This is a genomic window from Bacteroides sp. CACC 737 (assembly GCF_013874375.1).
Taxonomy (GTDB): domain Bacteria; phylum Bacteroidota; class Bacteroidia; order Bacteroidales; family Bacteroidaceae; genus Bacteroides; species Bacteroides uniformis.
In genome coordinates, this window is the sequence record NZ_CP059408.1 from 1,143,874 (window position 1) to 1,170,645 (window position 26,772).

At 44.1% G+C, this 26,772-nt stretch carries 18 protein-coding genes and 3 pseudogenes; 12 read left to right on the top strand and 9 right to left on the bottom strand.

Annotated features, from left to right (window positions below; genetic code table 11):
- Positions 1-21 precede the first annotated feature (21 nt).
- From H1A11_RS04875 to H1A11_RS04900, 6 genes are all read left to right on the top strand, one after another.
- The gene (locus H1A11_RS04875) at positions 22-1,104 is read left to right on the top strand and encodes a hypothetical protein (RefSeq protein WP_117600534.1); all 1,083 of its coding nucleotides are present in this window, start codon (positions 22-24) and stop codon (positions 1,102-1,104) included.
- A gap of 93 nt (positions 1,105-1,197) precedes the next feature.
- Positions 1,198-1,527, top strand: coding sequence for a PAS domain-containing protein (locus H1A11_RS04880; protein ID WP_119961875.1), 330 nt, complete (start codon positions 1,198-1,200; stop codon positions 1,525-1,527).
- 16 nt (positions 1,528-1,543) lie between these two features.
- Positions 1,544-2,413 (top strand): aldose 1-epimerase family protein, encoded by an 870-nt coding sequence (locus H1A11_RS04885; protein ID WP_117600661.1) that lies wholly within the window; start codon positions 1,544-1,546, stop codon positions 2,411-2,413.
- Positions 2,414-2,517: 104 nt separating this feature from the next.
- A complete protein-coding gene (gene araJ, locus H1A11_RS04890; RefSeq protein WP_118936601.1) occupies positions 2,518-3,660 on the top strand; it encodes an MFS transporter AraJ in 1,143 nt (380 codons plus the stop codon).
- Between the two features lie 57 nt (positions 3,661-3,717).
- Positions 3,718-4,137 (top strand): hypothetical protein, encoded by a 420-nt coding sequence (locus tag H1A11_RS04895; RefSeq protein ID WP_117703950.1) that lies wholly within the window; start codon positions 3,718-3,720, stop codon positions 4,135-4,137.
- A 5-nt stretch (positions 4,138-4,142) separates the two neighbouring features.
- A complete protein-coding gene (locus H1A11_RS04900; protein ID WP_131226110.1) occupies positions 4,143-4,547 on the top strand; it encodes a hypothetical protein in 405 nt (134 codons plus the stop codon).
- A gap of 66 nt (positions 4,548-4,613) precedes the next feature.
- Here the strand turns inward: H1A11_RS04900 and H1A11_RS04905 are convergent, their stop codons facing one another.
- Both H1A11_RS04905 and rlmD read right to left on the bottom strand, forming a co-directional pair.
- Positions 4,614-5,525, bottom strand: a complete 912-nt coding sequence (locus tag H1A11_RS04905; RefSeq protein WP_117600531.1) for an RluA family pseudouridine synthase — start codon at positions 5,523-5,525, stop codon at positions 4,614-4,616.
- A gap of 60 nt (positions 5,526-5,585) precedes the next feature.
- The gene (gene rlmD, locus H1A11_RS04910; RefSeq protein ID WP_008663284.1) at positions 5,586-7,007 is read right to left on the bottom strand and encodes a 23S rRNA (uracil(1939)-C(5))-methyltransferase RlmD; all 1,422 of its coding nucleotides are present in this window, start codon (positions 7,005-7,007) and stop codon (positions 5,586-5,588) included.
- Between the two features lie 204 nt (positions 7,008-7,211).
- On the opposite strand from rlmD, the gene ppdK reads away from it, so the two are divergent.
- On the top strand, positions 7,212-9,932 hold the full coding sequence (ppdK, locus tag H1A11_RS04915) for a pyruvate, phosphate dikinase (RefSeq protein ID WP_117964434.1): 2,721 nt from the start codon (positions 7,212-7,214) through the stop codon (positions 9,930-9,932).
- A gap of 91 nt (positions 9,933-10,023) precedes the next feature.
- Here the strand turns inward: ppdK and H1A11_RS04920 are convergent, their stop codons facing one another.
- A complete protein-coding gene (locus H1A11_RS04920) occupies positions 10,024-11,685 on the bottom strand; it encodes an IS1182 family transposase (protein ID WP_061411457.1) in 1,662 nt (553 codons plus the stop codon).
- A 265-nt stretch (positions 11,686-11,950) separates the two neighbouring features.
- On the opposite strand from H1A11_RS04920, the gene H1A11_RS04925 reads away from it, so the two are divergent.
- Positions 11,951-12,196: a hypothetical protein gene (locus H1A11_RS04925; protein WP_227186921.1), complete on the top strand. Its 246-nt coding sequence runs from the start codon at positions 11,951-11,953 to the stop codon at positions 12,194-12,196.
- 186 nt (positions 12,197-12,382) lie between these two features.
- Here H1A11_RS04925 and H1A11_RS04930 read toward each other — a convergent pair whose 3' ends face one another.
- The 3 genes from H1A11_RS04930 to H1A11_RS04940 form a co-directional block, all read right to left on the bottom strand.
- Positions 12,383-13,165 carry a hypothetical protein gene (locus H1A11_RS04930; protein ID WP_131226111.1) on the bottom strand — a complete coding sequence of 261 codons (783 nt, stop codon included), beginning with the start codon at positions 13,163-13,165 and terminating at the stop codon, positions 12,383-12,385.
- Entirely contained in the window at positions 13,138-13,350 is a 213-nt protein-coding gene (locus H1A11_RS04935; protein ID WP_117600527.1) for a hypothetical protein, read from the bottom strand. The genes H1A11_RS04930 and H1A11_RS04935 overlap by 28 nt, the downstream gene beginning before the upstream one ends.
- 163 nt (positions 13,351-13,513) lie before the next feature.
- A complete protein-coding gene (locus H1A11_RS04940) occupies positions 13,514-14,353 on the bottom strand; it encodes an ADP-ribosylglycohydrolase family protein (RefSeq protein WP_117600526.1) in 840 nt (279 codons plus the stop codon).
- A gap of 734 nt (positions 14,354-15,087) precedes the next feature.
- On the opposite strand from H1A11_RS04940, the pseudogene H1A11_RS04945 reads away from it, so the two are divergent.
- The 4 genes and pseudogenes from H1A11_RS04945 (at position 15,088) to H1A11_RS04960 (ending at position 18,025) form a co-directional block, all read left to right on the top strand.
- Positions 15,088-15,482 (top strand): annotated as a pseudogene (locus H1A11_RS04945) (hypothetical protein).
- 53 nt (positions 15,483-15,535) lie between these two features.
- A pseudogene (locus H1A11_RS04950) lies at positions 15,536-17,001 on the top strand (relaxase/mobilization nuclease domain-containing protein).
- A gap of 209 nt (positions 17,002-17,210) precedes the next feature.
- Positions 17,211-17,509, top strand: a pseudogene (locus H1A11_RS04955) (AAA family ATPase); the annotation flags it as partial.
- A 51-nt stretch (positions 17,510-17,560) separates the two neighbouring features.
- Positions 17,561-18,025: a hypothetical protein gene (locus tag H1A11_RS04960; RefSeq protein ID WP_370293458.1), complete on the top strand. Its 465-nt coding sequence runs from the start codon at positions 17,561-17,563 to the stop codon at positions 18,023-18,025.
- Positions 18,026-18,191: 166 nt separating this feature from the next.
- Here the strand turns inward: H1A11_RS04960 and brxL are convergent, their stop codons facing one another.
- Genes brxL through pglX form a run of 3 tightly spaced genes read right to left on the bottom strand, consistent with a single transcriptional unit; the run spans position 18,192 to position 26,764 of the window.
- Positions 18,192-20,342, bottom strand: coding sequence for a BREX system Lon protease-like protein BrxL (gene brxL, locus H1A11_RS04965; protein WP_181757793.1), 2,151 nt, complete (start codon positions 20,340-20,342; stop codon positions 18,192-18,194).
- A 3-nt stretch (positions 20,343-20,345) separates the two neighbouring features.
- Positions 20,346-22,826 (bottom strand): PglZ domain-containing protein, encoded by a 2,481-nt coding sequence (locus H1A11_RS04970; RefSeq protein WP_181757794.1) that lies wholly within the window; start codon positions 22,824-22,826, stop codon positions 20,346-20,348.
- A 14-nt stretch (positions 22,827-22,840) separates the two neighbouring features.
- Positions 22,841-26,764 carry a BREX-1 system adenine-specific DNA-methyltransferase PglX gene (gene pglX / locus H1A11_RS04975; protein ID WP_181757795.1) on the bottom strand — a complete coding sequence of 1,308 codons (3,924 nt, stop codon included), beginning with the start codon at positions 26,762-26,764 and terminating at the stop codon, positions 22,841-22,843.
- Between the last annotated feature and the right edge of the window lie 8 nt (positions 26,765-26,772).

The window sequence follows — 26,772 nt, forward strand, 5'->3', positions numbered from 1 at the left end:
TTACATAAGAGAAGTGCATGAATGATGAACAAAACTAAAATTAAGCGATATATGAAACATTATCCGGACTTATTATTGTTGTTTACCTTATTGTCCGTTACCACAATGATTAAAGCACAAATATCGATAAGACCTTATAGCGAATGGGAAGCAACCCAGTTTGTTGCAGTGAACGGACATCAGCCCGAAGACTATGTAACGCCAGATAATAATTGGGAAATACTATACAATTTACGGACTCCACGTACTCAAGCCGAACTTCGTGAAATGGGTATTAAATGCTCTGATAGCCAATTATTGTTATTGGAAGTAGGTGGACTTGTCAGTAAAACAAAAGGGAAATGGGAAACTACTATACCCATTCTCGACAAAGAACAGACCAATTCTCTAAGAAGCTTAAGTAAGGAGATTGCTGAATCCATGTATGTCAAAACAAAGGCAGACTTTATATCATTGGCACAAACTATCAGTGAAATGGGATTCAAGAACAATGTACTCTCACTTGTTTTTTCATACCTTCTGGATGGAAAAATGTGGACAAAGTTAGTCTTGTTTGAGGATGTTGACAATTATACAAGCTGGAGTGGCTGTTACTGGGTATTATACGAATCAAGAAATGGCTTTGCATGCGGTACGAATGGTTTCGGAGAACAGAATTTGATTTTGACTTACATCAATAGCGGCATTGCTCCTGACAACGACATTATGGACCATTGTGCTGATGAAATAGCACAATTTGGAAAAGTAACAGATGCCAAACTCGTTTCTCAGTTAAAACCTTATGGGCTGGTAGATGATAATGGAGATGTATTATTTCCTATTATAAAGAAACGGCAAGACCGCTTTCATCAAATAACTGAAAAATTGGTAAACTCTATCAGTGCGGAACTAAAGAATAATTGTGGCTCCTTAGCAAGCCAATATGGTATTGACAATGAAAAAGTGGCAATGGTGATGCTGTACCATGAAGTCATGTGGGATTTGGTAGATAATCTGATTCAAGATAGGATAATCTTCACTCCAGCTATTTTTAAAGATGAAGAATCGAATAAAGAACGATTGAATGAAGTCGTTTTCTTCATAGAAGGAGGATTAATGCAATAATAATTCGATAGAGGAAAGGACATTTGACTTTGAAGAGTTTTCTGTAAATGTATTTCAAGTGCATAGAAAATAGCCAATTAAAAATAAAGAATTATGTACGAATGGGTCAATGAAATGAACTGTGCCGTAACTGTATGCGACACAAAGGGAATCATCCTATATATGAACGAGAAAGCATGCCGTACGTTTGCCAAACACGGTGACTTGATAGGCAAGAATCTCTTTGATTGCCACAACCCGCAATCGCAAGCCAAGATACGCGAACTGCTGGAAACGGGGGGAGTGAATGCCTACACCATTGAGAAGAACGGCGTTAAGAAAATGATTTATCAGACAGCATGGAAGCAGGACGGAGTGGTCGGTGGTCTGGTGGAGATTTCGATGGAAATACCCGGAGAGATGCCACACTATATGAGAAAATAACAAAATGATATATGATATGAAAACACTTTCTAATTCAGAACTGACAATTAAAGTCTCCCCGCATGGGGCCGAGTTATGCAGTATCTTGCGTGATGGAAAAGAATATCTTTGGCAGGCAGACCCTGCTTTCTGGAAACGGCATTCTCCGGTGCTTTTTCCCATTGTAGGCAGCGTTTGGGAGAATGAATACCGCCACGAAGGTGTTTCCTATGCATTGACGCAACACGGTTTTGCCCGCGATATGGATTTTGAATTGATATTTGAACAGGAAGATGAGGTACGCTATCGACTGGTTGACAGTGAGGAAACACGCAAGAAATATCCTTTCCCGTTTTGCCTTGAGATAGGCTATCGGATAGAGGGAAAGAAGATTGAGGTGCTTTGGAAAGTCATCAATACCGGAACATGCGAAATGCACTTCCAGATAGGAGCCCATCCGGCTTTCTATTACCCGGACTATGATACGGAGACAACGGACCGTGGATATTTCGGCTTTGATAAGACGGAAGGTTTGCACTATATCCTTATCTCCGAGAAAGGATGTGCCGCTCCGGATAAGGAATATTTGCTTGAGTTGACAGATGGCCTGCTGCCTTTGGACATCCACTCCTTTGATAAAGATGCCCTGATTCTGGAAAACAGTCAAGTGAAAGAAGTTACATTATATAACAAGGAGAAGAAACCCTATCTCAGTCTGTATTTCGACACTCCGGTGGTGGGGTTGTGGTCGCCTCCGGCCAAGAATGCTCCGTTTGTCTGCATCGAGCCGTGGTACGGGCGTTGTGACCGTGCCCATTATAAGGGCGAATATAAGGATAAGGACTGGATGCAGCACTTGGCGCCGGGAGGAGTCTTTAAAGGTGGGTATACAATTGATATAAGATAAAAAATGAAGAAGGATACTGAAAATAATTCGGTATCCTTTTTATTTGGAGAATGCAATGTCATTATCTTTGCGCCCGGTAAAAAATATAGGTTGTTTTTTAAGGTATGAAGAAGAGTCTTATTGCATTGGCGTTCGGCACATTGGGGCTAGGGATTGCCGAATTTACGATGATGGGTATTTTGCCCTATGTGGCTACTGATTTGGGAATCAGCATTCCCGTGGCCGGTCATTTCATTTCTGCGTATGCGTTGGGTGTTTGTTTTGGTGCGCCCATGCTGCTCCTGGCCCGTAAACGCCCGTTGAAGCAGATTCTGCTGGTCTTGATGGCATTAATGATTGTGGGTAATATTTGTGCGTCTATGGCACCCAATTATTGGGTCTTGCTGTTGGGACGTTTTGTTTCCGGACTTCCTCATGGCGCTTATTTTGGGGTGGCTTCCATTGTTGCGGGAAAATTGGCTGATAAGGGGAAAAGCTCGGAGGCGGTTTCAATTATGATAGCGGGAATGACTGTGGCCAATCTGTTTGGGGTGCCGTTGGGTACTTCGTTGAGCCATACACTGTCTTGGCGTGCCACGTTTCTGCTGGTAGGTGCCTGGGGATTGATAACATTGTACTACATTTGGCGTTGGGTACCGCAGGTCGAAGGACTGAAAGACACGGGATTTAAAGGACAGTTCCGTTTTTTGAAGAAGCCGGCGCCGTGGCTCATATTGGGAGCTACGGCTTTGGGCAACGGTGGCGTATTCTGCTGGTATAGCTACATCACCCCGTTGCTGACCGAGGTTTCCGGTTTTAGTGCGGACAGCATTACGGCACTGATGGTACTGGCAGGATTCGGAATGGTTGTCGGTAATCTGGTCAGTGGGCGCATGTCCGACCGGTACACTCCGGGGAAGGTCGGTACGGTGGTGCAAGGGATGATATGTGTTATTTTATTATTGATATTTTTACTCTCGCCCCATCCGTGGTGTTCGGCAATATTGATGACACTCTGTACGGCAGGTTTGTTTGCCGTCTCCAGTCCGGAGCAGGTGTTGATGATTCGTGTGGCCCCTGGAGGAGAAATGTTGGGAGGCGCTTGTGTGCAGATGGCCTTCAATTTGGGGAATGCTATCGGAGCCTATATCGGAGGTCTTGCCTTGAGTGGAGGATACCGTTATCCCGCATTGGCAGGCGTACCGTTTGCACTGATGGGATTTATTTTATTCCTTGTCTTCTACAAGAAATTCCAGGCTAAGTATTAAGTGTTTCATTTTTTTTGTGTATGTTTGTCCACAAGTATTAACTAAACTCGATAACTTATGAAGACTTTGAATTATGTGAAGATATTGCTGTTGTGTGTATTTACGATTGGACTGGCGTCTTGTGGGGATGATGTGTATTATACTATGCAGAATAGTGACGACAAATTGTGTGAAAGAACATGGGTTGAAGATTACGAAAGTGATGGTGTTGTGACTGGTGCGTATCAACTAAGATTTTATAAGAAAGATAACAAGGGGCAGGAAGTATCCACAACTTACACTACGGACGGTAAAGTGACTTATGATCGGGAGTTTAATTGGCGTTGGACAGATGATAGCAAAGAGACTTTGAAGTTGACTTTTGCAGATGGTAAAGTGAAATACTTTGAGAATGTATGGGTGCGTGACCATTATCTTTCCGGTAAGATAGAAGGAAAAGTTGTGATGTTGACAGATGCAAATTATATAAATAAATGAAGGTTATGAAGTTTTTGGTGCAGTTGTTCTTGCTGTCTGTCCTATGTATAGGCTTGTCTTCTTGTGAAGACGATCAAGATGTAGTGGATTCTACTATTATCGGTCGTTCATGGACAGGCGATGTAGGCATGTTGGATGACTTTGGTATGTCGGTGATTAGTACATTTTCTTTCGGGGCAGATGGTTTCGGAGAAGAAGTTCAACGTTATCGCAATGGGGAATATTGTGATTCATTCCGTTTTCAATGGTGGTGGGAAGATAGTTATAGTAGAAACCTTGTATTAGATTATGGCAGATATGGTGGCATTTCTTATATGGATGATGTCAGAGTCAGTGGTAATCAGCTATGGGGTACATTCTTCTTTTCGGATGATTCTCCGGGTTTTAATTTCACATTATATATGGAATAAAAAAATAGGATTATTTGTATGTTCCCTATACTCATTGTATAGGGAACATTTTTTATAAGAAATCTTCTACTTATTCTTCAAGACCAGCTTCTTGAACTCTCCCGGATAAGGTGTTTCAAACCGCATCAGTTCTCCCGTGACGGGATGATAGAAACAGAGTTTGAAAGCATGCAGAGCCAAGCGTCCGATAGGATTTACGTCTTCCAGTCCATAGCGTCCGTCGCCGATAATGGGATGCCCCAAATCCTGCATGTGTACACGTATCTGGTTTTTTCGTCCCGTTTCCAGGTTCAGTTCAACGAGAGAGTATCCATTGGCTCGTTTGATGGTACGGTAATGCGTAATGGATTCTTGTCCCCCGTCATCTGTCGGACTTGAATATACATACAACTTGCGGTCCGTCAACCAAGAAACCACGGTTCCTGCATCTTTTTCCATCTCGCCGACCACTACGGCTACGTATCGCCGGTCTGTTACAATGTCATGCCAGTTATCGCGTAGTGTACGTTGGGTCTTCTCGTCTTTGGCAAACATCATCAAGCCGGAGGTGTCACGGTCCAGGCGGTGCACGATGTGTACACGGTGCTGCTTGCCCGAGCGTTGCACGTATTCATTCAAGATGGTATAGGCGGTACGTTCCTTTTGCCGGTCAGTGTTGACGGACAGCAAACCCTGCATCTTCTCTATCACGATGATATAGGCATCTTCGTATACAATCTTCATCAGTTTATGGTTGAACTCTTTACGTCCCTTCTCACGGCTGATTTGTACTTTCATACCCGGTTTCAGGGGAAAATTGTATTGTGTAGTGATAACGCTGTCCACATATATAATGCGTTTGCTCAGCAATGATTTCAGCTTGGTGCGGCTGGCATCCGGCATTTTAGCTGCCAGAAACTCCATGAGCTCCATCGGTTCCTTCACCATGTAGTCCGTATATTGTGCACGGGCCCTTGCTGTAATTTTTTCTTTTGCCACGACTGGTTTTTATTTACGATTAGACAATTTACAATTTAGGATTGAAAACGACTTGGACTTTCAATCTTTTAATTCCAATAATACTACGTTTTCCACATGGTGGGTGTGCGGGAACATATCTACCGGTTGAACGGCCTTTACTTTATATTTCGCATCGAGCAGTTGCAGGTCGCGCGCCTGCGTAGCCGGATTACAACTGACATATACGATGCGTTTGGGCTCGGCAAACAGAATGACATCCACTACATCCTGGTGCATTCCGGCACGGGGAGGGTCGGTGATGATGACATCGGGACGGCCGTATTGGTTGATGAAGTCTTGTGTCAGCATGTCTTTCATATCTCCGGCAAAGAACAATGTATTTTTAATTCCGTTAATCTCGGCATTGACCTTGGCGTCTTCAATGGCTTCGGGCACATATTCTATGCCGATTACCTGGCGTGCGTGCTTGGATACGAAATTGGCAATGGTACCCGTGCCGGTATAAAGGTCATAAACAAGCTCGTTACCGGTCAGTCCGGCAAAGTTGCGCGCTACTTTGTAGAGGTTGTAGGCTTGTTCGGAGTTGGTCTGATAGAAAGATTTGGGACCTACCTTGAAGCGCAGTCCCTCCATTTCCTCGAAGATGTGGTCTTTTCCCTTGAAGGTGTGTACCTCGAGGTCGGTGATGGTATCGTTGCACTTATTATTAATAATGTATAGCAGGGAAGTGATTTCGGGGAATGTATCTGCTATGTATTGCAGCATTTGCTTGAACAGAGCCATTTCCTCCTCTTTCTCTATCTTGCAGATGAGGATTACCATCAGTTCGCCGGTGGTAGAGGTACGCACAATCATATTGCGTAGCATTCCTTCGTGCGTGCGCAGGTTGATAAAGGAATAGTTGTGCTGGTAGGCATAGTCGCGTACTGCATTGCGGATGCGGTTGGATATATCGTCCTGCAGCCAGCACTTCTCTATGGCAAGCACTTTATCGAAAGCATTGGGAATATGGAAGCCTACGGCATTCATCTGTTCGTACACTACATTCTGCTGAACCTCTTCTGTCGTCAGCCAACGTTTGTTGGAAAAAGTGTACTCCAGTTTATTCCGGTAGAACTGAGTTTTTTCTGAACCTAATATCGGAGAAATTTCCGGTAATTCTATTTTGCCGATGCGGGTGAGGTTGTCCGTTACTTGTTTTTGCTTATACTTGATTTGCTCGGAATAGGGGAGAACCTGCCATTTACAACCGCCGCATACACCATAATGTTGGCAGAATGGAACTGCCCGTACTGCCGAATATTCATGGAATTTCACAGCTTCGGCTTCAGCATAATGATGCTTTTTTCTCTTAATTTGCAGGTCAACTACATCGCCGGGGACGACATATGGTACGAAAATCACCAAATCATTGACTTTTGCGATGGCTTTTCCTTCGGCAGCCACATCCGTAATTGTCACCTTCTCCAGTAGGGGAAGTTCTTTTCTCTTTCTTGCCACTTTTACACCAATCTAATAAATTCTTCGGCAAAAATAGACATTTTTTCGGGATTTCTCTCTATGAAATGAAATATTAAAGATTGCAATGTCGAAATTGCATTTTAGCATAAAGTTTTTTCTGAAAAAGTTTTCTAGTCTGCGAAATATACTTAGATTTGCGAACAGAAAAGAGAAAATCACTATCAAAAACTTTAAATTTATATTATGGACAAAAAAAGAGTTTATACCTTTGGTAACGGTCAGGCAGAAGGAAAGGCCGATATGAGAAACCTTTTGGGTGGGAAAGGTGCCAACCTTGCAGAAATGAACCTTATAGGAGTTCCGGTTCCTCCGGGCTTTACAATAACGACAGAAGTTTGTACGGAATATTATGAAATGGGGCAGGATAAAGTCGTTGCTCTGTTGAAGAACGAAGTTGAACAAGCCATCGCTCATGTGGAAACACTGATGCGTTCCAAATTCGGTGATGTGGAGAATCCGTTGCTGGTTTCCGTTCGTTCGGGTGCACGCGCTTCCATGCCGGGCATGATGGACACTATCCTGAATCTTGGCTTGAATGACGAAGTGGTGGAAGGCTTGACGCGCAAGACGGGCAATGCACGCTTTGCATGGGACTCTTACCGTCGTTTCGTGCAGATGTATGGCGACGTGGTGCTGGGTATGAAGCCGGTGAACAAGGAAGATGTAGACCCGTTCGAGGCTATTATAGAAGATGTGAAACATGCTAAAGGCGTGAAGCTGGACAACGAGCTTGAGGTGGAAGACCTTAAGGAACTCGTGAAGAAGTTCAAGGCTGCCGTAAAAGAACAAACAGGGAAAGACTTCCCGACTTGTGCTTACGAGCAGTTGTGGGGTGCCGTTTGTGCCGTATTCAACTCTTGGATGAACGAACGCGCCATCTTGTATCGTAAGATGGAAGGAATTCCTGACGAATGGGGTACTGCCGTAAGCGTTCAGGCTATGGTATTCGGTAATATGGGCGAGAGCTCTGCCACGGGTGTTTGCTTTAGCCGAGATGCTGCTACCGGTGAAGACCTTTTCAACGGTGAGTATTTGATTAATGCACAAGGCGAAGACGTGGTTGCCGGTATCCGTACTCCGCAACAGATTACAAAAATCGGTTCTCAACGTTGGGCTGAATTGGCCGGTGTAAGCGAAGAAGAACGTGTCAGCAAATATCCTTCCATGGAGGAGGCTATGCCGGAAATCTATAAGGAGTTGGATGCTTTGCAGACGAAGCTCGAAAATCACTACCGTGATATGCAGGATATGGAGTTCACTGTACAAGAGGGTAAACTCTGGTTCCTCCAGACCCGTAACGGTAAGCGTACCGGAGCCGCTATGGTGAAGATTGCCATGGATTTGCTCCATCAAGGTATGATTGACGAAAAGACTGCATTGATGCGTTGTGAGCCCAATAAGTTGGACGAACTGCTCCACCCGGTATTTGACAAGACAGCTCTGAAGCAAGCCAAGGTATTGACCCGTGGTCTTCCCGCTTCTCCGGGTGCCGCTACGGGACAAATCGTATTCTTTGCCGATGATGCTGCCGAATGGCATGCTGCCGGCAAGCGTGTGGTGATGGTACGTATTGAGACTTCTCCGGAAGATTTGGCAGGTATGACAGTTGCCGAAGGTATCCTGACTGCCCGCGGCGGTATGACTTCTCATGCGGCAGTGGTTGCTCGTGGTATGGGTAAGTGCTGTGTATCCGGTGCCGGTGCCTTGAACATAGACTACAAGGCGCGTACAGTGGAAGTGGATGGTGTACTGTTGAAAGAAGGTGACTATATCTCCTTGAACGGAAGCACTGGTGAAGTATATAAAGACAAGGTGGAAACAAAAGCGGCTGAGCTGTCCGGTGACTTTGCGGAATTGATGGATTTGGCAGACAAATATACGAAGCTGCAGGTTCGTACCAATGCGGATACTCCTCACGATGCAGAAGTGGCACGCAATTTTGGTGCGGTGGGTATCGGCCTTTGCCGTACGGAGCACATGTTCTTCGAAGGCGAGAAGATTAAAGCCATGCGCGAGATGATTCTGGCAGAAAACGCCGAAGGACGTCGCAAGGCTTTGGCTAAGATTCTACCTTACCAGCAAGCTGACTTCAAGGGTATCTTCAAGGCAATGGCTGGTTGTCCGGTGACTGTACGTCTGCTCGACCCTCCTTTGCATGAGTTTGTTCCCCATGACTTGAAGGGACAGCAGGAAATGGCAGATACGATGGGTGTAAGCCTCCAGTATATCCAGCAACGTGTTGAGGCGCTTTGTGAGCATAATCCGATGTTGGGACATCGTGGTTGCCGTTTGGGAAATACATATCCTGAAATTACGCAGATGCAGACGCGTGCTATCCTGGGCGCTGCTTTGGAATTGAAGAAAGAAGGCGTTGAAACCCATCCTGAAATCATGGTGCCTCTGACCGGCATCTTGTATGAGTTCAAGCAGCAGGAAGAAGTGATTCGTGCTGAGGCTGCCCAGTTGTTTGAAGAAGTGGGTGACAGCATCGACTTCAAAGTAGGTACAATGATTGAGATTCCGCGTGCCGCCTTGACTGCCGACCGCATTGCTTCCTCTGCCGAGTTCTTCTCATTTGGTACGAACGACTTGACTCAGATGACATTTGGTTATTCACGCGACGATATCGCTTCCTTCCTCCCGATTTATCTGGAGAAGAAGATTCTGAAAGTAGACCCGTTCCAGGTACTCGACCAGAATGGTGTAGGACAGTTGGTGCGTATGGCTACTGAAAAGGGACGTGCTATCCGTCCGGACTTGAAGTGCGGTATTTGCGGCGAGCATGGAGGTGAACCTTCTTCTGTGAAGTTCTGCCATAGAGTCGGCTTGAATTATGTCAGCTGTTCTCCGTTCCGTGTGCCCATTGCACGTCTGGCTGCGGCACAGGCGGCTGTTGAGGAATAATTCCAAATTGGCTTAATTAAAATAATGAGGTTGTGTCAAAACGTTGGCACAACCTCTTTTATATTTTAAGTTCTGCTATATTTTCTTTTGGCTATGCTACTTTTTCCTCATGCATTTGGCAGCAAGTTGCTATATTCCAATTATATCGGGTTATAAATAGTCCCATAAACAAATATTTGGCAACTGTAATGAGCCCCTTTCCTTCTTTTATCAGTTTAGCGCACATTTTTTTGATATTAAAGGCTATAGCAAAGAAAGCAAAGTCCATTGTAACCTTGTCTTCTCCCACATGCCGGAATCTTCTGTATGCCATGTTGTATTTCATTTGTCCAAACACAGCTTCTGGTTCTATACACCTCCTGCCTCTATGCTTGATACCTTCTTCTGAGAGCAACCTTTCCCGTGCCTGCCGTTTGTATTGATTTAATCGGTGGTTGACTTCTATAATACGGTTCCCCCGAGCTTTAAAACAACTGCCACGCAAAGGGCAACCTTCGCATCTTTTTGCTTTATACCGGGCACTTTCGGTGATGTATCCGCTCGCTGTCTTGTCACGTTTGGTTCCTATACGGTTCATGTGCTGTCCCATAGGACAAACGTAATAATCCTCTTGGGCATTGTAATGGAGACTTTCGGCATGGAACGGGTTGGGAGTATAACGGGGACGCTGTTCTTTATGGAAGTAATTGTACTTGATGAAGGCTTCTATCCCATTCTCCTGCATGAACCGGTAATTTTCTTCCGAACCGTAACCGGAGTCTGCCACGCAGATATTCGGTAAACGGTTATAGCGGTACTGGAAAGAGTGGAAAAAAGGTATGAGGGTCAGTGTATCGGTAGGGTTGGGAAACAGACGGAAGTCTGTGATAAATTGGTTTTCAGTACCTATTTGCAGATTATATCCGGGTTTGGTCTGCCCGTTCTTCATGGCATCTTCTTTCATGCGCATGAATGTGGCACCAGGATCGGTCTTGGAATAGGAGTTACGTTCTCCAAGGGTATCAAGGTGATTGTCATATTCTATCAGCTTGTCACGATACCCTTCAAGTTCCCTGACCTGCTTCTTCTTTTTGCGCAGGGCTTTCTTTTCTTCCTTATCCTTTGTTGCAGGCTGGCGTTCCAGGGCTTCTTTAAGTTCATCCACTATGTCAGAGAGCCTGCAGGAAGTAAACTCCACGGATGTGTCTTTTATAGAGTTCTCCTGTGCAATGGTTTCATCCACCTGCTCCAAGAGAATACGGATTTTATCCATTAGTCTCGTACGGTTCCGTTCGACTGTCTTGCGCCAGACAAAAGTATATTTGTTGGCTTTGGATTCAATCTTGGTGCCGTCAATATACTCCACATCAAGGCTGATGAAACCTTTATCGGCAAGGACAAAAATCAACTGGGTAAATACATTATTTATTTCCTCCTTTACACGGTTACGAAAACGGTTGATCGTGATAAAATCCGGATGCTCATTACCGGCAAGCCAAATATAATGAATGTCACGAAGGAGGTGCTTCTCTATTTTACGGCAAGAATAGATATTATTCATGTAGGCGTAGATTATCACCTTAAGCATCATTTTAGGATGATAAGGACAACGGCCCGTTTCCTTATAAAGCTTCTTGAAACTCTCAAGATTGAGGTTGTCAATAACAGCATTCACGATGCGGACCGGGTCGTTCGCAGCTATGTTTTCATCAATTCTTTGTGGAAAAAGAACGGTTTGGTTGGGAATGTAAGGACGAAAATGTAACTTTGCCATAACGAAAAACTTTATGCCTAAAGATACGAAAACTTTGGGTAATAACAAAGCCCGGGCTTGAGAAAGTCTGGGCTTTGCGCATAAAAAAAGGCTGTGTCAGCATTTTGACACAACCTCATGTTGTTCTTATACGGTTCGTACACTTGACAATGGAAACCGCGCCAAATGTACGTACTCGCTTACTCACTGCTTACACTAAAACTGATGTTGCTTACACCTGCTTACACCATCAAAAAAGCCTATGGCAGCGTAAAATTAAAAGCTTATGACAACTACATTAAAAGCAATCGTAAGGAAGCTGAGAACAGACGGCCTTTATGCAGTGTACACTCGCATCGTACACAACAGAAAACCGGGTTACATCAAGACCAACAAGATTGTTGATGCGAATCATATCTCTAAAGAGAATGAACCGACCGACCCTGTCGTTAATGAGTATTGCTCAATGCTCGTTCGACAATACACAGACCGACTGAACAGAACCAACACTGCCCATAGCACAGAACGTTAGAACTCTTTAAATGTTAATTTTCAGTGCTTTCAACTCATGGTTTTGGGAGATTTTGTTTCGTGAGAATGCGCTATATTCATTACGATTGGAGATGAATGTCTATTATTACATTTGTGAGCGAATGGGCTAAAAAACTCGCCTTGGTCTTGTGGGGTTCCACTTGACCAAGGCGAGTTACTTATGCTATTAAAGTTCATCTTCTGCCTGGATGCGCTGTTTCCAAAGTTTTAATTCATTACGCATTGCATTTCTAATCTCTTTCAAAGGTTTGTTTGGAAACTCATGAATGATAAGATTATGAAGAAAGAGAAATACGGATATGAAATATTTGCTCACCAACCAATCAGTAGCCGATGGATGTAAAATGCTTACTGCTGGAATGCCAAAAAATGTGCCAACTTCCCATTTCAAGTTATCAAAGACTTGAACAGATTGGATAGCATCTGACTCAGACTCATCCATATTCTTTCTGAGCGTATCAAAAGCATTTGTTTCCATGAAAACAATCCTTTTTGGTTTGAGTATGTTTATTAGCTCTATAGTGCTTTTAATACCTTCAGCCAACAGCTCTTTCTTCAAGTTACTTACACCTTTAGATGACTCAAACGGAGAAAGATTTGTCCATACCACCTTCTTGTCATCATCAATCTGGCTGTCCGGGCATTTGGAACCATACCCAAGGAACAATCGTCCGTTGGCAAGAAAACGGGAATCTTTCAATTCCTTGTTGAACCGCTTGCTCCACCATTCTTTGTTTCCCTCCAAGTAACCATCAACTGTATGGGTAGAGGTACATTTCCCGTTTCCTTTGGGATTTATTCCTACTACCATCAGTTCAATGTCAGTTTCAATTACGTTGAGAGGTGATTGGGTATAATACGGAGTGTTATACTTCTGTGAGAGTTCATTAAATTTCGGTATCCACAGTTCACTCCATTCTTTCAGTAATTCTTGTTTGGTCTTTTCCATTGTATCAAGTTTTTAATCGGTTTCGTACATTTTCCATAAGTCTTTTGTCCACTTGTGCATTGGGCGGTGGCATAAGTGCCAAGCAACCACCGATTCAGCGTTCCGTTCTTCAAACTCTCCGGATTGGCAATGTAATAGCGAAAGCTATCCTTCCAGTTGCATTCAATCAGCACTCCTAACGACATAAGGATGTTGCCTTTCCACCGGTCAAAGGTCTGTCTGGGGATTGGTTTGCCATTACTGGATCTTCATTGAGGAGCCATTTCTCGTTGAGCTCCTTCAAAGAAAGTCCCTTCTCTCCAGCGTGGGAAAGCGTATTGACCACCCAAATGTATTTTTCCAGGAAAGTCATCTTCCTTCTGTTTTACGCAGTCCACTTCCGTATTTCGCTTCAAACTCAGTAACCAGTTTCTGGAAGTTCTCGGGCAGATAGGTCATCGCTTTTTCACACATGTTCGCAGGCACCCCATAAAGAGCTTCAGCAATGGAACCGGTGATGCAGCCGATGGTATCGGAATCGCCACCGATACTGATGGCATTACGGACAGCATCTTCAAAATCCGTAGCCTGCAGCGCACATTGAATGGCTTGCGGAACGCTGTCCTGACAGATGCCGCCATTGCCTTCCCCATCAACTCCATTCCAGGAATAACGTTTTTGCAGTTCGGCAATGGTGAGCGGGAAACGATAGCCGAATTCCTGCTCCATACATTGCTGAATCTCATCTTTCGATGCTCCCTTACGGGCCAGGAAGATACACATGGCTGTAGCCTGTGCACCCTTGATGCCCTCCGGATGGTTATGCGTTCCTTCCGCTGAAACCTTGGCGGCATTCATGGTGTCATTTTTCGTATCGAATGCCCAACCCACCGGACCTACACGCATGGCCGATCCGTTGCCGCAGCTGTTGTATGCCGGAGCATATCCGGTTCTTGTCTTCTGGATGACCCAATTCTGGAAACAGTTTCCATATCCTCCCATCGGAGAGGGATAAGCTTCCGCATACCGGACATAGTAATCCGCCACCAGTGAAAGGCGTCCGGCCAGAATCGCATCCGCTGTAGCCAACGTCAGGATGCTGTCGTCTGTGTATTCCACGTAGCGACCGAAGAACTCAAAGTCCTTGGTTCGTATGTTACTGAACTCGTAGATACTGCCTACGATGTCCCCAATGATACTTCCAATCATATTCTTCCTGTTTTAGTGATTCTACTTACTCAAAGCTGTTGCCACCAGTAATGTCCGTAAATATACTCATTTTGTATCTCATACAGAGCCAACCGATGGACTTTAATGCAAAGTTACCACGATACTCCCTCAAAAAGTGAGACACTCTCTATGTTTTAGGTCATAAGTACCATGATATTTGCTGTTGATACTTTTATACGGCCGCATTTCCATACGCTTCCACACTTCTTTTTCACTTCTGTTCTGAGTCCATACGCAGTAATGCCCTTTTGCCCTTGAAGTCATTGTCTATAGAACATTGAAGTATGTATAGCCTTTGCAACCTTGGAATATGGGACGGATGAACCATTAGTTCAAGGCAATAGCCCAGCTTGGCAACAAGTGATTTCTATACAGACGTATGCCGTTCCAAAGATGCAGAAAACTACGGATAAAGAAATTTGGAACACTTGATAATCAGGCTAATATTACCGAATATTTTTCCCAAGAATGATGTTGTGAATTTTTGCGTTTCGCCGTTTTTTGTGCTTCTTTGAGGTCTCTAAAGCTACCGGGAAGACATCGAACTGCGTTGTAGGATTTGTCAAGCAAGTTGTACTCTTGTCATTACAAAACGGAGTTTTGTCCTCACAAGAGTCACTTGCCGATTACTGCCGCAACGGAGCGATAAATCGCTGTTTCGCTATGCGAAATAGGTGTCCAGAGAACCCAGCTAACAAGTAATCAAAGGAAGTATGAAACAGAAAACCAAAGTATTCCAGTTACGGCTTATCCCGAGGAAGCCCAACTGTTGAAGGAAAAATCAGGCTCATTCCACTCTGTGAGCCACTATATCCTGTCTGCAGTGCAGGAATTTTTCAATGTGGATGTGAAGGAACGCATCGAGTTGATCCGAGAACTCGGAGAATTTTACCGAAAGAATCAGAACGAACTGTCCTGGGCAGGCGGAAACCTAAATCAGGTGGTCAAACGAGCCAATGAGCTGGCGGTAGCCTGGTTACTCGCACCCAGCTATATCCAAGAGATTGTGCTTCCAACCATTCGGGAAACACAGGAAACGATGAACCGCATCAAACGGGATTTGGAATTGATTACACTCAAGTGTATAAAAAACAAAACACTGAAGTAATGTTTGTGCGGTATATGCTTTAACCGTTGAACCCAACTAATCCGAATATTCAGATGATTGCAACCATTTTACCCGGAAGTTCGAACTTCTATGCCGTAGATTATAATGAACGGAAGGTGGCGAAAGGTGTAGCCCGGTTACTGGAGATAAAAAACTTCGGAGCACTCGGTGAAGTGCGCAAGCCAACCCCTGAAGAGCTGGCTCAGTTTCTCATGGAATATTCCTCCATGAATCCCAGAATCCAGAAAGCCCAGTTCCATGCAGTCATCTCCTGCAAGGGCTACGAGATGTCAGAAGCCCAGTTGCTTGATTTCGCGCACCAGTATCTTCAAGAAATGGGCTATGCCGAACCCGGACAACCCTGGCTCATTTATTCCCACAACGATACAGACAATGCACACCTACACATTGTTACTTCGAGAGTGGCGCCCGACGGTCGCAAGATACAGCATAACCATGAACGCAGACGCTCATTGACAAGATACTCGGTATGGACCGGCAGCAGAAAACAGACAAGGACATCGAGGCCGTCAAACAGTACAGCTTTTCTTCCTTCACCCAGTTCAAGGCCGTGATAGGAACCATGGGCTATGAAGTCTTTCAGAAAGACGGGAACGTCTTCGTCAAGCAAGGAGGCAGAATCCAAAAGAAAATTCCTCTGGCAGAGATTGAAGCCCTGTTCAAGAAAGGCTATCAGGATAAGGCACGCAATCGCCAGTTGAGAGCCTACCTGGAGAAATACCGGGATGTATGCGCCAACAAGGAAGAACTGCAGAAGGAAATAAAGAAGAACTTCGGAGTGGATGTGGTCTTCTTCGGCAAGAAAGACAAGCCCTACGGCTATATGCTGATAGACCATGCCAACAAGACCGTCATTCATGGTGCCCGGGTCCTTGCCGTAGAAGAACTGCTCGACTTTGCTACCCCCGAACAACGCTTTGACCGGATAGAAGCATTCATAGACCAGTTGCTGACCCTCAATCCTAAGGCCACGCAGGGAGAAATCTTCCAGAAATTCAAGAAACAGCATGCCTATATAAAGAAAGGTGTCATCTACTACGATGGCCAGAGCAGACCCTTGCCGCCTTTCATGGCCAAGGCCATAGACCGTAATAATCGCATCAGTTTCATTGAGAAATTCCGCCTGCAGAACGAAGCCGAAGTGGAAATGCTGTGCAAGGCATTCAAGGTGGACCGTCCGGACCTGGTGGACATTTCTACAGAACGTCCTCCCAAGTATGCTGATGCTGTGGACAAATTGCGTGATATATTCCAGAATCCCGAAGTGAAGTCCCCCCGCAGCGCTATGTATCAAGAAGGTTTTGATGTGGAACGGGTGAAGAAGAAGCCCAAGAAGAATACACTCAATCCAATCAAAAGTTTACAGCGGAAGTCCCATCAAGGATTGGGTAAACTCCGGAAAGAAGGAGTCGGCAGTCACAGTGCTAACCGCGAATGGGAAGTTGGCAAGAAAACGAACTACGACGAGGTGGACGACGGACGCTCGTTGAAGATTTAGTATTGATGTTTAATGATTTAAGTTACAACAGAAAGTCAAATGGGGACTTTTAGTTGTAACTTTTTGGGCTAATTTTTCTCAGATTCCCTTGTTCCGAAGTCCATTCACCCCCCGGTTTCAGCAACCGAAAGCACATTGATGTTGTACATTTAGGTTTTCCCTGTTCCAGCATTTACTTTTGCTTGCGAATTTAATAAACGGAAAACAACATGATACAGACCCCGGTCATAGTCACCTTTGCCAACCAGAAAGGAGGAGTCGGAAAGACCATCCTTTGCGTCACCTTTGCCAACTACTTAGTGGCAAAAGGCGTCCGGGTGGTTGTCATCGACTGCGACTTCCAACACTTGATCATGAAATGCCGCAAGGCAGACATCAAGAAGTATGAGAGGAACAACTACCCTATGAAGTCTGGTCATACGAACCCAACAACAAAGTGGATAGGACCTCGCTGGTGGAGAAACTGCACAATGACCCAGAGATAGATGTGGTACTCATCGACTCACCTGAGGAGGATGTAGACATATCGGACGAAGCACAGTCCTTCCGACCTCATAAGGTGAGCAGGGAGGAACCGAAGAAGGAAGAGGAAAAGAAAGAGGAATCCGAAGCACAATCGGATGCCGATGCTTCACAGGAAGGGAAAGAAGAATCCGACGATGAAAAGGAGCAATCAGACAACTCAGAAGAAACATCCAATGAAACTGAATTGGACACCGAACAGGACGAAACTTCTTCTCAATCTTCGGATGATGAAACGACCGAGGAACCTGCTAAAGAAGCAGAGTCTGAAAAACCTTCTGATGAACAAGCATCCGAAGAAAGCAACGATGATGCCTATGATGAAGAACACTCTGAAAGTAACGACCACCCCTTCTGCTCACCGAGCTACCGCGAAGCCATCATGACGGACGGCATCCTGGTGGATGACATCTTCAAAGTCATCGACCAGTTGGCTGAAACCGGTGAATGTGACCTGGGCACCATAATCTATCACTGCGAAAGCATGCGATATGCCGGGTGAATGCACCCTATACCAACTGGACGAAAGTCCACCGTTCCTTTAGTGACCTCTGATACTTGAATGACCTCTGTTCCTTTGGCGATGAAATCCATTATCTTTTTAAGCAAGTCTGCATGAACCTGATAACCAAGTAAATCTTGCGTTGTTTCATTATCTGAACACATATTTATTCAACTTTAGTATATACAATTTTTGTTTCCAAGCAAGGGCGTAAATCCAAGTCATAATAGCCCATAAGATAGAAGTTGCGACCAATGTTTTGATAGATATGCAAGCCGCGGTCAAGGGAGATATTCCATCCGTTGTCGGTGATGATGTACCTTGCATGAATTAAATCTGAGAATGTGAATTCAAAATCAATCCCAGTATCTTGCAGAGCCGCCTTTAGTTGTTCCAGCCCATCTTGAATCTTTTGTGTTTCATCAATGGATTCACCCATTTTGGTGGTAAGTATAATCTTCTTACAATCACCTATTTTTACAATGGATTCAATAAAGCGAGTTAGATTTTGCATTTGATATCCATGTGATAGGTAGGGCTCTTGCAGTTCGATAACCTTTGCCCCTTCCAAGTAATCAGCAAATAGCTTATCGTAGCTGTAGCCTGTATCTCCATACCGAATAGCAAGCGATTTGGGCTTTGGATCATTGTCTATTATTGCATTAGGTGCAGTTGTCGCTTGTACAGGTGTAAATTCTTGCAAACATTCTTTCTGGCATACCGCTTCTTTTTCTGTGCTCTTAGATTTATGAGGATTAAAGGCTGCTGGTTGTTTTTCAATAACAATTTCTACATCCCCAGTCTTTCTAGGATCCTGTGTAACCATTGAATCTTTACTTTCCGGACACCATACCACAACTTTTTCTCCATCTTTGTTGATATACGACATATTGATGCGAGCGTATTCTTCATCAGGCTTACGCTTATTCAATTGTTCTTTTACACGTCGACGACCTTCTAGAGCATACGCTACAATCTCATCAAACTCCTTAGGCGTAGGTTCACCTATGGGGTAAATGAGTTTTAAGAAGCCAAGTACAGTTTTTTGAAGCGCACGACTATCACGGCCTTCTACATTGTCACCTACTTTGAGATATTTATTCAATATGGGCAGATAGTCACTGTTGTGGTCAAAGAGGTAGTGCATGACTTCCGACAGGTAGTCAGAAATCATGCCATAGTTGTTATTGTAGGCAGAATCGTCAATCTTGGGTATTTCCCAGCCTGGTATATAATTGTAGAACCGATCGATAACAGCAAAGTCGAATGCCTTGGGTAAAGTGGCCAATAAGTCATGATCATAGCTGTTGACTATAGTGGGTATGTTCAAGTCAAAGTTACCGACAAAAGCAAAACTTGCCTGTCCGGTCACTTCCTGTCCTCGGCTGAAGCGTCCATTTGCCATATAATCCTTCATGATTTGAATGGTATCGGCATCTTTAATCTTCATGTTGGCTACTTCGTCAAAAGCCACATTGTCCCAAAATCCCACTGCACCAACTTGTTTACGCTGATTATTGTACAGCAATGTCGCAGTACTGGCTTGACCACCGGACAGCAAGGTGGAATAGGGAGAGAACTCCGAGTAAAAGTACGACTTACCGGTACTTCTACCTCCCAGTTCTATGCTGTTATAATTGTTTTGTACCAATGGGATGAATCTCGACAAGATATGGAATTTCAGTCGTTTGCCATCTTTGTCTCCCTTTAGAGAGCGGCTACGTTCTGCCAACCAGTCCGGATTGATACCGATACTGCGTATCAAAACATTTATCCACTCATCCGTAGTGAATCCTTTACGGCCTTCAAACAGTTTTTGTTCATCAAAACGTGCTATTTGGATGGGGCGCAAATCTTCTACATAGAAGGCATAGTCATCCTCTTGCACTTCATTGTAAGCCAATGTGACTTCAGCCCAGATACCACTTTCAAGCAGTTTTTCGTTTTTCTGATAAAACTGCGGATTGATGGCGATACGTTTGGAACCGAAATTTTCCATTTCGGCCCAATAACGTTTTTCTCGCTCCACATATTTCACATGGATCTTATCAATAAACTTGTGGCGCTTCTTTTGTTCCACAATAGCCTGAGCCTTATTGCTTTCATCGGGCTTTACGTAGTTCTTCTCGATGATTTGCAACACTGCTTTTTTACCTTCCTCAATTTCATCTGGGTCGTCCGAGGCACAATAACGTGACAAAAGAAATTCCAGTACGAATGAAGGCACATTTACAGTCTGTTTGATTTCATGCAGTAAATCCTTTCGTACGACCTTTCCAGGGAAGTATTCGTTGAGCTTTATATCTAGTCTGTCCATTGTTTAAAAATCAAATTCAGTTTGTAATTGAATAGAAGCTAATGTCACATTGGTATCTGGATCAAGGGCCATCACAATGATATCACCTTCTACGCCTTCGTTAATTTCTATGGGTTGCTTACACTTGTCGCATTCACTTGGAATTGCAATCAAGTCTGTTGTCTCATTATAGAATGTCGATTCAACCACACGACCCACTTCTTTTCCGGATGCATCGGTTACTACCATCTTGACAATGCACAGTTCAGGGCGGAAAAGTGAATCCACACCGCTAAAGTTTAATTCGATGAGCGGACGATTAACACGTACAATGCCACTGTTCTTTCCTTTATAAGTCAGCTCAAGACGGAAAGCATCTTTTTTGCGCTCTTCTGTCAATTGAACAGTCAGGATGGGAACGATGTTTTCCTGCAGCGACAAACCTTCATGGAAATAGATCTTATTCTTTTCATAGATGCCATATTGCTTGGCAAATGCAAAACGATAGACTTGGCTATGCACACCGATTTGCTCAGGAGTATAGAGCCATGAATTTTCGTTCCCATTCAGATCACCTGCTTGACTACGGCGTTCGTTCATTACGCTGGTACCAACAGGCTTGCTCATATTGTCTCCAGCCTGGTATTTGGGCTGTACCATATAACCATGGTCGGCCATAATGACGACATTGTCGAAACCTGAATTTTTGCAAGCACGGATACACTTGGTAAACAGTCGCATTTCACTTTCCATTTCAGAATAGCCTACACTGTTTAGATTCTCTCCCGCAGCATCGATTGATTGGCTGCGAATGATAAGCAAATTCACATCCGAGGTGACGTTAGCTGAGAGGAAATCCTCGGATCGTACATCCATCAGCTTAACATGCGCAGGCACTTTACTTTCAATATAGCTGATTCGATCTGCCGATAAATCTACCTTTTTCCCTTCAAAATAAGGCTGCAGTTTACCATCTTCAACAGCCAACTGCAACTTTGATTCTGCGTCAGGAAGTAAGGCAGCCATGCCAAATCTGGTTACCGTAGGGACGTAAGCGGCCGAAGGCTGTATGCTGACGGTATAACTGTTTTCCAGGCTTTGAGCCAATTCCTTACCCATCTCAAAACGGAAAGCGTCGGCATAAATGATGGCTACTCGTTTGTGGGCATTTAGGAGGGGTGCAATTCCCTTGTTCCAAGCTTGTATATTCCAGTTGATGCCTGCAATTGGATAGCCTTCTTCTTCAATGAGTTTCTGATAACGACTCTGTATTTGTTCGGTAAAGTTTCGATAGTTACGATATACAAACTGCGCTAATTCATTTATCTGTGGTGTGTCAACATCCGAACCGGTCAGAATGGTCTGAAAACGGCGGAAGGCATAATCAACCTTATAGCCTTCTTCGCTGTACCACAGGACAAAATCCTTCAAGCTATCCAAATCGCCCAAAGGCTGGCGAATGCACTGCATCATTCGTTCACATTGGTCGGTTAAATTCCAGAATAATGCCACACCGGCATTAGCCTGATACCAAACGCTCTTTTTGTTTTTTGCTACCAATAACGTGGCTTCCGTGTATTCACCTTTGTGCAGATGGTCCAAATAGATATTGAACTCCACCTTGTTTTCAAAGGCAAATGTTACTATTTTACCTAAATCAATCGCATCAGCAAACAAACTATCCAGATGTAAACGACTGGTAATAGCCTGAGCCTGTTCTACATATTCGTCACGAAGATCGGTACGGTTGCGGATGCTTTGACAGAGGTTGTTTATGCTCTCCATGTTCTCTTTCGGGCATTTAGCCACGGTGTTGAGTTCCGCAGGCAAAATTCCGGGCAGGTCGTGCACGAATTCGCTGAAGAGCAAGTATTGCCATAGCTTTTGCTTGACATCCTTCAACGTAATTCCATTACTGTCTAATCCGGGCAAATGGTTTTCACCGAAGCTCTTCCATTCACTCATCCATGCAGTGCTGTTTATCTCATTTAAAGCCAAGAGATTCAAGGTAATCTCTACCATGCTTTTACCACCGGTAAGCGTCTCCAGCTCCGGATAATTTACACCCTCTTGCAGGGCATTGATGTTGGCAAAGCTGGCTGTGCCATTCTTAAACAATTCATCAATAGCCTCTGTTTTTCCGTGAAGGAAGTTTTTGCACAGGTTGATATAGGAGTCATTGGGACCGATGGGAAAGCGGGCACCAATTTGCGTCATTCCGATAAAGGGGTCATACACCCGTTTTTTATCTTTGGGGACAGCTGATTTGCGATAGATCAGCAGGCGCGCATCTTCGTTTTGAGCCAACTCGTTCATCCAATAGTCACAAGCCGCTTCTCTATGATGAATCAACTCTCGGGTGGTGTCGATTACCTGTACACCTCGCTCTGCCACCAAAGGCAAAAGCGAATAGTATTTGCCCTCGGGGTCATAAATGGTTATAATGGGATGTTCCTTGCTGGTTTTACCAATCCAAACATCTATGATATGTCCTTGTATATCCATATAGATAGAAGTGTTTATAAGTCAAACAATTGCATCGTTGGTCCTTCGCTGCGTTTTTTTCTTGGCTTCTTTTCCTTGGGCTTGTTTTCGCACAATTCCTCAAGATCATGGGTCAAGGCCATGCACCAATCCTTTTTCGCTTTGTTTCGGATGCGAGCCGGATAAAGGGCATAAGCCAAATGACTCCAGTCATATTCACCCTTTTGTAGATTTTCCCAATTACTCAGGCATTCCTTTTTCCATGCGTTGTGGTGGAACACATTGCGCAACGGTGCTGCTGTTACCGGAACACCATCGTCATGATTGGGCTTATATGGCAGGTCATTCAATTGTTGGAGTTCTGCCTCCAATGTGCGTATATCGCCCATCAAGTTTAGCAAGGCAGCCTCTCGTTTCTTATCGTTAGCCAGTTGAGCTGCAGTTAAATCGCTTTGTGCAGCGGTATGTTCTTTGCTCAACAACAAGAGTAAGTGAGGCAGTGTTTGACTACTCAGTTGGGGATAATACACCCAAAGGGTAATTTCGCCCTCCGGTGATGAAACCGGCCAATAGATAGGTGCTTTTCTGCGGCTCTTGGTATAGCGCTTAAAATGGTAATCGAAGAAACCATTAGGCGATTCCAAATAAGTTTGCAAACTATCTACACCTATTAACTGGCAGAGTTCGCTTTCCATTTCATCTGCATCATTTTTCCAGAGACTGTGCATCACTTCCTGCACGCGCTTTACCAAACTGTCAGGATGCTGATCATCACCTATCAGAATGCCGTCAGTCGGTAGTGTAAGCGGATATAGCTGCGCTTCTTCAGACTGGAACGATACTACTGGCATAAAGGGCAAGGCGTCGAATACATTGCCAAAGGGAGGAATGGTTTCGGGCTGGGCTGCATAGCGGATATTCCATCTGCCGAAAGCCATGCCAACCAACTCCATGACGATTTCTTGTGCCATCACTTGTTTGTTGATGACATTCCCGTTACTAGCACCATCGATGGAGAGTAGCTCTTCATAAGGACGGCGACTCTTATAGGCATTAAGCGTGGCTCTGAAGTTACTGTCTGCTTCAATCTCTGCCAAATCCATCCATAAGTCGTCGTTTTCTTTCACTAACTCTTGGTAGCGGGTATAATCAGCAGTAAGCTTTTCTTGCAGTTGATCTAAACTTTCTCCCAAATGGTGACCATGCATAACTTGTGCAATCAAACCATGATATTCCAGGTTGGTTTCATCTAAACTGAACCACCAGCGTTTGATGTCAATGATTTCAGTAATGATGCGCTCGATATCAGACTGGCGATTAGCATAGTCGGGCATGGGGAGGAGATTGGTATAACCTGTCCATTTATGTTGTCCTGAATATAAATTTAAGAAATATTGTCCATATATTGAATTAAACATCGAATTTAAAACCAATGCTTCATTCCATTTTAAATTTACAATTGATAATCCTTCCTTTGTAAAAAACATGTTTGATTTAAGGAAATGCATGTCTAGAATATCTCCTCGTTCTCCATAACATACACCAGGGATGAATTGGCTGCCTAAATTGGAACTTCTATAAGATTTATGAGCTTTTACATAAACTCCATCATTTTCCCAATTGGTCATGTCGCAATAAGTTGTGTAAAATAGACTATAGGAGTTGCCATTGTACATGTGTTTATAGTTTACTTGATTTCTTAACTCATAAAAAATCCGAAAATGACTTGAGGAAACAAAACCAATTCCCTGCATTGCATAGAACCCTCTATTTTCTATAGATTTCCTTTCAAAGGCTTCAAGTATCTTATTATCAAAATAATATCCATTTATGGAATTAGGGAGGGTCGCAAATTCAGCTGAATTGCAAATGAATGTATTGCCATTGTTTTTTCCGCAGATTAATGTGTCAATTGATTGTTTGATCATTTCCGCTTTACATGCAGGCTCATCATCAAGCACATCAAAGAATACCCCTTCTCTACTTTCTGAAGGAGTTTTAGACAATACCAGTGTTGAAGTTTCTACACTAGCATCTAAAACATTCCACCCAGTATCTGCACAAGCCGAAATATAACCACAAATATTTTTCTTTCGGAATGGCTCGTAGGAGGATTTAATGAGTACAGTACGGTCAAAGATAGCCCCAACAAGCCCATCATTGATCAATAACTCTTGCATACGATCGAAGAAAGCGCAAACAAGGTTTTTGCACCAACAGGAATAATGGGTGTCTAAATAGTCAATTGTACTTTCTGATCCTTCTCCAAAAGGCGGATTCATCAGAATGACATCGTATCGCTTTTGACACAATTCAATAAAAGCAAACCCGCGTACCGCATCATTGGCAAACAAGGTATTTTCGTAGCCTTCTTCTTCCGACAGATGAGAAGAAACCGTGTGCAATGCTTCTTGTAGCTTCTCCACAACTGTAGCAAAGAAGGCTTCTTTGGCTTCCTTCTTATTGTTAAGAACATGAAGTTTTCTGTTTACAGCGCCAATTTCTTTTATCCTTTCTTCCGAATCAAATAAACTGGCATCTACATACTTATTTACTTCACTCCAATTCTTGCGTAAATCTTCAATTTCAGCCTGTATTTCCTGCTCCATCTTAATGAGTAAGCCCGCTTCGCCGGCATACTTCATCTTGTCCCATATCTTTATCAGCAAGCGTTGCATGGGTTTATCCAATTGTTCGGTCAACAATTTGAGCATACGCTTATTGCCCGGCATCGGCTCAGCCAATACCAGGTGTGAACGCTCAATTACCGGACGCTCCTCGCGAGGGATGCCCAAATTACTCCACGATTGTTGAGCACGGAGCCACAGCGAAAGAGCGGCAATCTGCAAGGCACGAGGATCTATTTCCACACCATAAATGTTGTTTTCCAAAATAAGTTTGGGAACCAAGCGAGCAAAAGATTCCCGGGTTTCCGTGTAGCGATATTGCGACAACAATTCGGGCTGATTGTCCCAGGCATCCATGTAGATGGCTTCCATAACATCGAAGGTATATAGTCCAAAATGCATAGAGCCACAAGCAGGATCAAGCATGGATAATTCGGTCGGTTCCTTAATAAAACGTGGCGTCAGCACCTCGTCAGGCCGATGAATCATATACTGACATAAATCCGTAATAGAAGTCTTACCATCGGTCATTTCATACCAAATACGGCCCAGGGAATTATCTGTGAGAAAGCGCACGACATAATCGGGCGTAAAAAACTGGTTACGCACCGCCATTTCTCGACTATTGCGCGGACGATTGCTCTCATCACGCATCTTGCGACGTTCCTCTAATGAGTTATAGTACTGGAAAATCCAGCCCAAAGTTTCGTCTTCCCTCCAGAAGTCTACCGTTTCGCCCGTCTGGTCATCATAGAAAGCCGTAAGATTTTCATTGTTGATTAAGTCGAAGAGTTTGGTCAATGTCGTTTCATCCGGCCATATCAATCCATAAGGAGAATAGCGGTCGAAAACCGATGGAAGTTCGATAGACAATTCATCGTAGAGTGACTGGATATACCAGCAGTAACGTTCGTAACGGGAGCCCACGCTGCCTTGTCCGGTTACCATATCATAACTGACGAAGCCGTCAGAATCGTAGCCATCACCGATAGAGGGCATAATCAATTCACGTTCTTCACACATGCGTACAGCACAAAAACGATTCAATATGGTGAACGCTTGTTCGGCTGTGAGCTGTTGCACTGCTTTTTTGTCGATATCTGTACTATCTGCAGGAAGGCTGTTTTTGATGTATTGCAAACGGCCACGAAGCATGCGAGCACGATAAATGATATCCGCATTACTTGTAGTCAGTTGGCTGACAGGAATAACCCGGCCGTCAGCCCAAATACCATAATGCTGCTGCAGAGAAGATATGATGTTGTTTGTGAGCAACGTCTTGACGTCACTCACAAACTGCATTAATATTTTGCGTCCTGATGTAGAAATCATAACTAGAA

Coding starts and splice junctions, on each gene's coding strand:
- H1A11_RS04875 (WP_117600534.1), top strand. CDS start 22: ATGATGAACAAAACTAAAATTAAGCGATATATGAAACATTATCCGGAC.
- H1A11_RS04880 (WP_119961875.1), top strand. CDS start 1,198: ATGTACGAATGGGTCAATGAAATGAACTGTGCCGTAACTGTATGCGAC.
- H1A11_RS04885 (WP_117600661.1), top strand. CDS start 1,544: ATGAAAACACTTTCTAATTCAGAACTGACAATTAAAGTCTCCCCGCAT.
- araJ (WP_118936601.1), top strand. CDS start 2,518: ATGAAGAAGAGTCTTATTGCATTGGCGTTCGGCACATTGGGGCTAGGG.
- H1A11_RS04895 (WP_117703950.1), top strand. CDS start 3,718: ATGAAGACTTTGAATTATGTGAAGATATTGCTGTTGTGTGTATTTACG.
- H1A11_RS04900 (WP_131226110.1), top strand. CDS start 4,143: ATGAAGTTTTTGGTGCAGTTGTTCTTGCTGTCTGTCCTATGTATAGGC.
- ppdK (WP_117964434.1), top strand. CDS start 7,212: ATGGACAAAAAAAGAGTTTATACCTTTGGTAACGGTCAGGCAGAAGGA.
- H1A11_RS04920 (WP_061411457.1), bottom strand. CDS start 11,685: ATGGCAAAGTTACATTTTCGTCCTTACATTCCCAACCAAACCGTTCTT.
- H1A11_RS04925 (WP_227186921.1), top strand. CDS start 11,951: ATGACAACTACATTAAAAGCAATCGTAAGGAAGCTGAGAACAGACGGC.
- H1A11_RS04930 (WP_131226111.1), bottom strand. CDS start 13,165: ATGGAAAAGACCAAACAAGAATTACTGAAAGAATGGAGTGAACTGTGG.
- H1A11_RS04935 (WP_117600527.1), bottom strand. CDS start 13,350: ATGTCGTTAGGAGTGCTGATTGAATGCAACTGGAAGGATAGCTTTCGC.
- H1A11_RS04940 (WP_117600526.1), bottom strand. CDS start 14,353: ATGATTGGAAGTATCATTGGGGACATCGTAGGCAGTATCTACGAGTTC.
- brxL (WP_181757793.1), bottom strand. CDS start 20,342: ATGGACAGACTAGATATAAAGCTCAACGAATACTTCCCTGGAAAGGTC.
- H1A11_RS04970 (WP_181757794.1), bottom strand. CDS start 22,826: ATGGATATACAAGGACATATCATAGATGTTTGGATTGGTAAAACCAGC.
- pglX (WP_181757795.1), bottom strand. CDS start 26,764: ATGATTTCTACATCAGGACGCAAAATATTAATGCAGTTTGTGAGTGAC.